The following is a 10636-nucleotide window of genomic DNA, read 5'->3' on the forward strand; positions in this document are numbered from 1 at the left end:
AACTACTCAATGAGCAGTTTGTGACACCTTTTTTTATAATCATGTTGAAATAAATCTCAATTCAGTTTAAAATCAACATATAGAACAATTTTTAATTATATTAATTTATTATTTAAAAGGGGTGTAAATTTTAGAAATATGGCGAATAAAGTTAAAATTAATCGATCTTCTCTAAAAAGACAATTAATAATGCTGTTATTAACATCTACTTTTCTACCTTTCATATTAGTAATCATAGCTGACTTTTGGTCACTAGAAGTTTATTTAAAAAAAGATTTAAAAAACATTATTTTGGATAATGTTTATAGAGTATCTGATGTGATGGACAATATCTATTCTACAAGTATAGATTACGTAAACATACTATCAAGTGACCCTAATGCAGAAAGTTTCAATAAAGGTTTAGATAGTAGCTTATTGAAAGAAACTCTAGATAGGTTTGAAAGCTCAAATGACAATATAAGTGATGTCTTTATAGGAAATACAAATAAAGAATTTATAGTTTCTCCTACTCAGGAGATTCCAAGAGGATTTGATCCTACAAGTTGTGACTGGTACAAGCTAGCCGTAGAAAATGATGGACAAGTAGTTGTCAGTGAACCTTACAAATCAAATGGTCAAAATGTAGATTATGTTATAACTTTTTCAAAAACTGTAAAAGATGATGTCGGTGAACTTGTAGGTGTTATAGGAATAGATGTACCTTTAACTAAATTAAATAGCTTATTAGAATCAATTAAGCTTGGGGAAAGTGGCTATCTTATAGTAGTAGATAATAATTATAATATTATTGGACATACTGATAAAAGTATGCTTGGTAAAAACAAAAATGATTTAACTTGGTTAAAAGAAATTGCAGAGCAGGATAATAATGAGCTTGTTTTAAAAATTGACAAGGTTAAATATATGGGATTAAAAAATACCGATGATACAACTGGTATAACTATAATTGGATTAATGCCTTATACAGAAGTAACCAATAAACTATGGGACGCATTAACCGCTCCTATTATAATAATAGTTTTATCTATCATTTTATTTTTCATTATATCAACTATACTTGTAAGAAGATTATTAGTACCTATAAAGGAGCTTGTTTCAGTACTGCGCAATGTATGTAAAGGTGACTTTTCTCAAAAACCTAAATCACACAAACATTCTAGTAAAGAAATTGATCTTATCAGTACTTCCGTTAGTTCTATGATAGATGATATGGTAGCAATGCTTAAGAATATAAAAAGTACTTCAAAATCTGTTCAAGAATCTTCTGAGTTATTATATACTATTACTCAAAATTCCAGTGCCGTTGGAGAGGAAGTGGCTAGAGCAGTACAACAAATAGCTTCTGGTTCAACGGAGCAAGCGGCTTCCTTAAATGATGGTACTAATTTATCAGAGGAGCTTGGAAGAGAGGTTGAAGATGCCATATTAGTAGCATCGGAAATGATAAATGCTACAAAGGATGTAAAAGATAATACAGAAATAGGTCGAGACTGTATTGCTGAATTAAAGAAAACCTATAGTGAAAATAACAATGCAAATAAAGTAGCTCTAGAAATGTCAGAAAACCTAGTTAGCAAATCTAACGAAATAAGCAATATTACAAATGTTATAAAGACTATAACAGAGCAAACTAACTTATTAGCCTTAAATGCAAGTATAGAAGCAGCAAGGGCTGGTGAATTTGGAAAAGGTTTCGCAGTAGTAGCGGAAGAGATTAGAAAACTAGCAGAACAATCTACTAAGGCTACAGAAGAAATCTCAAAGGTAATTGAGCATATTCATTCAAGTATATTAAATCTTCAACAACGTATTAATTACAGCTTTGAACTTAATGAAAAAACCGGAAAGAATATAGAAAGTACCAGTGAAGGCTTTAATAACATTGAAAAATCTATGAATTTACTTCAGCAGAATGTAAATAAAGTAACAGAAGCTTTAAGAAATATTCAAAATCACAAAGACCAAGTTTTATTAACGCTAAGTAATGTATCTGCGGTAGCCCAAGAAAGTGCAGCAACTACTGAAGAGGTCAGTGCTTCTACTGAAGAGCAGGCTGCAGGCTTACAGGAGATAGTAATTGCTTGCGAAGAACTAAATAATCTATCCTCTTCCTTAGAGGAAGTACTTAAAAAGTTCATATTATAGATAGTTTAAAGTGGGATGGCAAAATTACATAGTAGTAGTTTTGCCACCTTTTGCTTTATAGCAAATTATAAATATAAATTTCGAATATATGTTAGAATGGTAAAGATAGAATATAGTACACATTGGTTATTGATTAGCAGAAAGGATTGAGTAGATGAATAAAATTTTGGTTTTAGCAGAAAAGCCCTCAGTAGGAAGAGATATTGCCAGAGTACTGAAATGCTTTAAAAAGGGCAATGGTTATTTAGAGGGGGATAAATATATAGTTACCTGGGCCTTGGGCCATTTAGTTACTCTAGCCAACCCAGAGCAATATGATGACAAGTACAAAGAGTGGAAGCTTGAGGATTTGCCAATGCTACCATCACCCTTAAAGCTTGTAGTTATTAAGCAAAGTGGAAAGCAGTTTAATATTGTAAAAGAACAGATGAACAGAAAGGATGTAGCTAGCATAGTAATAGCTACAGATGCTGGACGAGAAGGTGAGCTAGTTGCTAGATGGATTATAGAAAAGGCCCATGTAAAAAAGCCACTAAAGCGATTATGGATTTCCTCTGTTACAGACAAGGCCATAAGGGAAGGTTTTAATAAGCTAAAGGATGGAAGGGAATACGAGAACTTATACCATTCGGCAGTGGCTAGGGCAGAAGCGGACTGGATAGTGGGAATAAATGCAACTAGGGCCTTAACTACCAAGTATAATGCCCAGCTATCCTGTGGAAGGGTGCAGACTCCTACCTTGGCTATGATTGCGGCAAGAGAGGAAGAAATAAGAAGCTTTAAGCCGCAAACCTACTATGGTATTACCGCTGTAGCTCAGGGTATAAGGTTTACTTGGCAGGACAGCAAGTCTAGGGATGCAAAAACCTTTGATAGGACAAAGATAGAGGCTATTATAAAGAACATAAGAAATAAGGATGTTGAAATTATAGGTATAGAAAGAACTGCAAAGAAGAAATATGCCAGTCAGCTTTACGATTTAACAGAACTGCAGAGGGATGCAAATAAGCTCTTTGGATACTCTGCTAAGGAAACCTTATCTATCATGCAGAGATTATATGAGAATCATAAGGTGCTTACTTATCCAAGAACTGATTCCAGATATTTAACTAGCGATATAGTGGATACCTTGAAGGATAGGATTAAGGCTTGTGCTGTAGGATCTTATTCTAAGGCTGCCATGAAGCTTATGAAAGCTCCTATAAAGTCTAGCAAGCACTTTGTAGATGACAGAAAGGTTTCGGATCATCATGCCATCATTCCTACAGAAGAGCCAGTTATATTAAGCAATTTAAGCGATAAGGAGCGAAAGATTTATGATTTAGTGGTTAAGCGTTTCCTAGCAGTTCTATATCCACCCTTTGAATATGAACAGACTACCCTTAAGGTAAAGATAGGAGAAGAAAACTTTATAGCTAAGGGCAAAAGGGTTATTTCTTTGGGTTGGAAGGAAGTTTATGATAACAATTTTGAGGAAGAGGATAGGGAGGATACAGAGGATCAAAATTTACCCCAGCTTAATAAGGGGGCTGTGCTGAAGGTAACAGCCTTAACCGAAACTAGGGGAGAGACAAAACCACCAGCACCCTTTAACGAAGCTACTCTCCTTTCTGCCATGGAAAATCCTGTTAAATATATGCAGGGGGAAAGACAGGAACTTATAAAAACCATAGGAGAGGCAGGAGGAATAGGCACCGTTGCTACTAGGGCAGATATTATAGATAAACTTTTTAATACTTTCCTAATAGAGAAGAGAGGCAAGGATATATTTATAACCTCTAAGGGTAAGCAGCTTCTGGACCTTGTGCCAGCAGATTTAAAGTCACCGGCTTTGACGGCAAAATGGGAGCAAAAGCTGGGAGATATATCTAAGGGTAAGTTAAATAAAAATATCTTCATTGCAGAGATGAGAAAGTATGCAGAGGACATAGTAAGGACCATAAAGAGCAGTGATGAAAAGTTTAGACATGATAATATGACAAGGGAAAAATGCCCACAATGCGGAAAATATTTGTTAGAGGTAAAGGGCAAGAAGGGAAAAATGCTGGTGTGCCAGGATAGGGAATGTGGCTATCGAAAAGGAGTTACCATGATAACAAATGCTAGATGCCCTAATTGCCATAAGAGACTGGAGCTAAGAGGTGAAGGGGATAATAGAATTTTTGTATGTAGCTGTGGTTTTAAGGAAAAGCTTTCAGCCTTTAATGAAAGAAAGAGCAAGGAAAGCAATGCTGTATCCAAGAAGGAGGTATCAAAATATTTAAAACAGCAGGAGAAAGAGGATTTTGGTAATAATGCTTTAGCAGAAGCCTTGGCTAAGTTAAAATTGAAATAACTTATTTTAAAGATTAAGATAGATATAAGAGATAAAATATTACAAAATTTGCTTTAAAGGGGGAAAACAAGTGGTAAAGATTTTGATAGTAGATGATGAACAGGCTATTTTAGATTTATTAGAAATGATACTGAAAAGGGAGCAGTTTCAAGTGGCAGTTGCTAATAACGGCAGGATGGCTTTGAACTTGTTTGACTCCTTTAAGCCGGATTTAGTAATTTTGGATTTAATGCTTCCAGATATAAGTGGTCATGACCTTTGCAAGGAAATTACCCGCAGAAAAAAGACTTCTATTGTAATGCTTACTGCCAAGGATGATATTGTTGACAAGGTCCTTGGCCTTGAGCTGGGAGCAGATGACTATATAACTAAGCCCTTTGATACTAGAGAACTCATTGCCAGAGTAAAAGCAGTTTTGAGAAGAGTAGAGAAGAATAATGAGCCTCCTAAAAAGGTTGTTGAGCATTATGACTTGACTATAGACCTTGAGAATAGAATAGTTAAGAAAAATGGCAACAATATTGAACTTACCTTAAAGGAATATGAACTTTTAGAGGTTTTTGCAAGGAATCCGCAAAAGGTATTCAGCAGAGAAGAGCTGCTGCAAAAGGCTTGGGGCTATGATTTTATGGGGGATACCAGAGCGGTGGATATCTGCATAACAAGACTGAGAAAGAAAATTGAGGAGGACAGCAGTAATCCCAAGCATATTATAACGGTATATGGCTTCGGTTATCGCTTTGGAGGTGCCTAAGGATGAAGTTAAAGAAGAAACTTGCCTTAAACTATTTAGCTGCAACTTTGTTAGCTCTGTTTTTTGTGGGTTTTGCGGTAATTAGGGGATTACAGAAGTTAAGCATAACTACCATAGAGCAACAGCTTATAGACCAAAGTAACTTAGCAGAAATATATATTTCTCAGATTCACTCCTTAGAAGGTCAGGAGGATCCGGAAAATTTAAGCTCTGAAACTGCTAATATGGTTATAAGTAAGCTAGGACTTATTATTGGTAATGTAAATATATATGATAAGAGTTTAAAGTTGCAATCTTCCTCTAAGGGAGATCAAGGTTTAATGATAGAGGAAAGTGTAAATGAGAAAGTATTAAAAGCATCATTGGAAACTGGTAATTACGCTTATATTATCAGGGGCGGTAAGGTGTATTTTGCTTCTCCCATTACCTATGAAGAGGCTAACATAGGCATACTTGAAATAATATCTCCCATGAGCCTGATAGGAGAGCTTATTACTGGAGTGTCTAGGCTTATGCTCGTTGCAGCAGTAGTTTTTACCATCATAATGACCTTCTTGATAATATATATTGCTGGAAAAATCACTAAGCCAATAAATAAATTAGCTAAAGCAGCCACTAAATTTGCAGCTAGAGACTTTACACCTGTTGAGATAAAGGGTTCTGATGAAATTTCTCAGTTAAGTGAAAGTTTCAACCACATGGGGGTTCAGCTTCAGGACTATATACAAAGGCAGAAGCAATTTGTTGCAAATGTGTCTCATGAGCTTAAAACTCCTCTTACAGCTATAAAAGGCTATTCTGAATATCTTAAGGATGAAGTAGGAGATAGGCATGATCTTCAAAAGGCTCTTTATCATTTAAACAACGAAGCAACAAGGCTTGGTAAGTTGGTAGATGAGGTTTTAACCCTTTCTAGAATAGATAATAGCAGTGTGAACTATAATTTTGAAAGGATTAATTTATCTGAGCTGGTAAAAGAGGCTATAGAAAAAATGCAATTGAGAGCTGAAAAGTACCAAATTGAAACAAGATCAGAAATCCACTATGACCTTTATATAAAGGGAGATAAGGAAAAGCTTATGCAGGTTTTCATAAATCTATTAGATAACGCTATTAAGTTTTCTCCGGCTAAATCCATTGTAGAAATTACATTAGATCAGGAAAAACATAAGGCTTTTCTTAGGATAAGAGATCATGGTATAGGTATTCCTGAGGAAGAGGCTTCAAAAGTGTTTGAAAGGTTTTATCGAGCTAAGAATGCTGAAGGCGTTGTGGGAACGGGGCTAGGTCTTTCTATTGCAAAACATATTGTTGAGGCCCATGAAGGTGGTATTGAGCTAAAGCCTGCTAAGTATGGAGGTACAGAAGCAGTAATTAACTTGCCTCTAGTTATGTGACAAGTGCAGATAGATAAAGCAGTTAATCACTGAAATATTTTAGATTAATTTGTTACAAGCTTGAAACAAGTTTGATTTAGGTTTGAAACAGGGCACTGTTATGATAGGAGTATAGAAAGTGATTAAATTTTAGGAGGGAATATCATGAAAGATAAACTCATTGCTTTAGGAGTGATTATGTCTGCAATTGTTACTTTTACAGGCTGTGTGGCAAAGCCACAGGATACAGAAGAGGTTAAAATAATCGAAAAAACACAGAAGGAAGATTCCCAAAACGAAACAAATTCATCAGAGCAGGATGCTAATAAGGGTGGAAGTGACTTAAATGAGAAGAAGGAAGTTTTAGATCAGGATACTAATAAGCTAACAAAAAATATGGTGGAGGACTATGCTAAAGAAGCAATGCTTGCCCTTAAGGAAAAGAATATGGATAAACTTTCTTCGTTAGTTCACCCAGAAAAAGGTGTTAGATTTAGTCCTTACACATATGTAAATAAGGATAAAGATTTAGTATTTACCGCTGATAAGTTAAGGAATCTCTTGGATGATACTACAAAATATAAATGGGGGATCTATGATGGCATTGGTGAGCCAATAGAGCTTACTTTCTCTGATTATTATAAGAACTTTATCTATGATGCTGATTTTATAAATGCTCCTCAAATAGGATATAACCAGGCTATAGGTAAGGGAAACGTAACAAATAACAGCTTTGATTTTTATAAAAATTCTATAATTATAGAATATCATTTCCCAAGTATAGAAGAAAAATATGAAGGTATGGACTGGAGAAGCTTAAAGCTGGTATTTGAAAAGTACAAGGACAAGTGGTATATAGTAGGTATAATTCATGATCAATGGACAATATAAATAAAAGAGCAGTTTAGTTTCCTATTTATAGGAAACAAAACTGCTCTTTTTTTCTATTATAATAGTACAGCAAGTTAGCTGGAGGAAGAAATGCATGTACTATCAATTTTATTCTTTTGCGCTGCAGCTAGCAGCGATAGTTTTATTATAGGCCTAAGCTATGGTAGCAAGGGTATAAGAATAAGATTCTGCAGTAATTTCCTTGTGGCATCCATTTCTTCATTAGGAACCTTTCTGGCAATGTTATTGGGCTTGGGGATCTATGAAGGAATTTCATATAAATATACTACTATTTTAGGAAGTATAATATTAATTCTATTTGGATTCTACATGCTAATCAGTTCTCTTAAGAAAAAAGATAGCAAGGAAAACTTAGGATATCAGGATTATATAAATCATCCTGAGCATTTTGATAAGGATAGATCAAAGGAAATTGAACTTAAAGAAGCGGTAATCTTAGGAGCTATTCTATCAATAAATAATATAGGAATTGGCATAGGGGCCAGTACTGCAGGATTAAATATTATTATAACTTCTTTTCTATCTTTATTATTTAGTATGGTTTTCGTTAAGCTTGGGTTCTATATAGGGAAGAAGATAACCAGTAGCAGACTTTCCAAATATATTGAGTATATTTCAGCCTTAATTATAATATTTTTAGGTCTATATCAGCTACTAGTGGGATAGAGTATATTATAATGAACTGTTAAAGTCCATTGAGCAGCTAAAGGCGAAAGGGGGAACTAATAGATGAATAAGATCTTTTCAGATATTGCTTGGTCACATTAATTTGTATTGGCTATAGGATGATAAGAGACATTGAACGAAATGGAAATGAAGGTATTGGAAAGCCTGAGCCTTTGAAGCACGAGCTGTCTGTATATTGGAGTAGAAGAATAACAGATGTTCACAGACTTATCTATAGTATTAATGATGAGAATATATATAGCAAGCTGTATGGGCATTATAATTAGTAAAGTAAAAAGCCATAGTTAAACTGTGGCTTTTGTTTTTGCTTCCCTTTAGTTATTTAATATATGCTATTTACTATGGACTAATGCTTGTCCTAATATCTTGATTAATCATCAACACTTATTTGAAACAAAGCAACTTAGGTAAAAAAGTGATATCCTAATCCTTATATGTCATTGGTCATTTAGCAAGCTAATACAGCTAATAAAAGGACAGTGGCTGTTGCACAACCTACAGCCTTGCTAGCGGTGCAACAGCCACTTCACATTTCTATTAGTTCAATCTAAACTTCTTTACCTTCTCCGTCATGTTATAGGTAAGATTACTTAAGCTTTGAGCAGTAGCAGTAACCTCCTCAGTGGAAGAATTCATTTCCTCGGAGGAAGCGGATACTTCTTCAGAGGAAGCAGATACCTCTTCTGATAGGGCAGATAGAGCTTCAACCTTATCTAATATATAGTCCTTTTCCTGTTTAATGCTGCTTATGTGATTATTAATAGAGTATATTAATGGAGCTATTTCCTGTAATGATTTTATTATTTCTTTGAAGGAAGCAATGGTTGTGTGTGCAACATTATTTTGCTTATCTATTTCCTTATGGACATCCTTTGAGGAATTCATTAAGGCTGCGTTTTCTTCAGCTACATTTGCTATTAAATTAGTGATTTCCTGAGATGAGCTTTTTGTTTGCTCAGCCAGCTTCCTTATTTCATCTGCAACTACTGAGAAGCCTTTGCCTGCTTCACCGGCTCTGGAAGCTTCTATGGCTGCATTCAAGGATAGAAGATTAGTTTGCTCAGCTATATTATTAATTAAGCCAGTAATATCATGAATTTTGCTAATGTTATTATCCAGGATTAAAAGCTTGTTCATAAAACTATTAAAGGTACCGCTCATATTATTTATAGATTCTATAAGATGTTCCAGCTCCTTATTGCTGCTATCTGATTTAGCGCTAATTGCTTTTGCATTAGCATCTATATTTATAATAGAAGCAACTACATTTTCAATTTCATTTCCAAAGCTACTCAGGCTTTCTGATATTTCCATTAGACTATTAGCTTGGGAACTTGCACCTTCTGCAACCTCATTAATGGCATTAGTTATTTCCTCTGAGGAGCTGAACATTTCCTGAGATATGCTAGCTAGGGTCTCGGAGCTTTTCTCTATCATTATTGAGTCTTCCTTAATTTCATTTATTAGATCCTTGATGCTTTCTCTCATTATGTTAAGGTCCTTGGCAATTTTTCCTGTTTCATCTGATGACTTAACATTACAAGGTTGACTCAAGTCTCCATTAGAGATTTTTTCAAAGGTATCTAGTATACTTTTTATGTTTCTTTTCATAGGCTTAGTAAGTAATACAGCTATAAGCACCGCTAAGGCTAATGCTATGAAAATTATAGCTGCTATGATGGTCATAAAATGATTTACTTGGTTAGCTATTCTCTCTTTTTCTACTCCAAGAAAGAACATGCCTATAACCTGGCCCTTGTTGTCCTTTATAGGAATATATTTTGTTTGGTAGAGGGTACCAGCAATATCAGCCTCCCCAGTATATTCCTTTCCTTCTTCTAATACCGTTTTTACTACCTTAGGAGCAGCTTTTGCTCCAACAGCTCTTTCGCCATTGCTTAGGACGTTAGTTGATACTCTGGTGTCACCAAGAAAAATTGTAGTTGGAGAATTGGTGGCAGCCTTAACTGCATCTACAAACTCAAAATCTCCGTTGATAAGCTTGTCCCCCTTATAAAGCTTATCTCCGTCTTTAGACCATTCTCCAGGATATCTTTCCTCTAATAAATCATAGCTTAGGGTTATGTAGGAGTTTAGACTGGAGTTAAGATTACTTACTATAATATGGTTTACATTGATGTATACAATTACAAAGGTAGACAAACCTAGAAATAGTAATAAGGATGTGACCATAAGAAGTATTTTTCCTCTTAGTTTCAAATTTTATCCCTCCTTGGATTATATATCTTACTTAAAAGTTTATCTTGGATTCGGCAAGTAATGCCGAAAGGCATTGAAATTAAAGAAATTTTTGTTCAAAAAAATTAAAAGAAATCATCACTTTTAAGTGTTAAAATATAATTGCAAAACCAAAACACAAAAGGGTGATTTCTATTAATAGTTTATAACAAAATCAAAAAAATT

The 10636-nt window shown here is 34.6% G+C and carries 8 protein-coding genes; 7 read left to right on the forward strand and 1 reads right to left on the reverse strand.

All coding sequences use genetic code 11. The features are described from left to right. Positions 1 to 138 precede the first annotated feature (138 nt). The 7 genes from N3C_RS11160 (at position 139) to N3C_RS11190 (ending at position 8478) form a co-directional block, all read left to right on the forward strand. On the forward strand, positions 139 to 2148 hold the full coding sequence (locus tag N3C_RS11160) for a methyl-accepting chemotaxis protein (protein WP_074366112.1): 2010 nt from the start codon (positions 139 to 141) through the stop codon (positions 2146 to 2148). A 154-nt stretch (positions 2149 to 2302) separates the two neighbouring features. After that, a complete protein-coding gene (locus N3C_RS11165; protein WP_074366113.1) occupies positions 2303 to 4483 on the forward strand; it encodes a DNA topoisomerase III in 2181 nt (726 codons plus the stop codon). Between the two features lie 70 nt (positions 4484 to 4553). Next, entirely contained in the window at positions 4554 to 5237 is a 684-nt protein-coding gene (locus N3C_RS11170; RefSeq protein ID WP_074366114.1) for a response regulator transcription factor, read from the forward strand. 2 nt (positions 5238 to 5239) lie between these two features. Beyond that, the gene (locus N3C_RS11175; protein ID WP_074366115.1) at positions 5240 to 6634 is read left to right on the forward strand and encodes a sensor histidine kinase; all 1395 of its coding nucleotides are present in this window, start codon (positions 5240 to 5242) and stop codon (positions 6632 to 6634) included. Between the two features lie 144 nt (positions 6635 to 6778). Beyond that, a complete protein-coding gene (locus N3C_RS11180) occupies positions 6779 to 7504 on the forward strand; it encodes a hypothetical protein (protein WP_074366116.1) in 726 nt (241 codons plus the stop codon). Positions 7505 to 7594: 90 nt separating this feature from the next. After that, positions 7595 to 8191, forward strand: a complete 597-nt coding sequence (gene ytaF / locus N3C_RS11185; RefSeq protein ID WP_074366117.1) for a sporulation membrane protein YtaF — start codon at positions 7595 to 7597, stop codon at positions 8189 to 8191. A gap of 119 nt (positions 8192 to 8310) precedes the next feature. After that, positions 8311 to 8478 carry a Txe/YoeB family addiction module toxin gene (locus tag N3C_RS11190; RefSeq protein ID WP_083604533.1) on the forward strand — a complete coding sequence of 56 codons (168 nt, stop codon included), beginning with the start codon at positions 8311 to 8313 and terminating at the stop codon, positions 8476 to 8478. A 271-nt stretch (positions 8479 to 8749) separates the two neighbouring features. On the opposite strand, the gene N3C_RS11195 is transcribed toward N3C_RS11190, so the two are convergent. Further along, positions 8750 to 10432, reverse strand: a complete 1683-nt coding sequence (locus N3C_RS11195; RefSeq protein ID WP_083604531.1) for a methyl-accepting chemotaxis protein — start codon at positions 10430 to 10432, stop codon at positions 8750 to 8752. Between the last annotated feature and the right edge of the window lie 204 nt (positions 10433 to 10636).

The sequence above is a fragment of the Clostridium sp. N3C genome (assembly GCF_900095445.1).
Classification (GTDB): Bacteria; Bacillota; Clostridia; order Clostridiales; family Clostridiaceae; genus Clostridium_AU.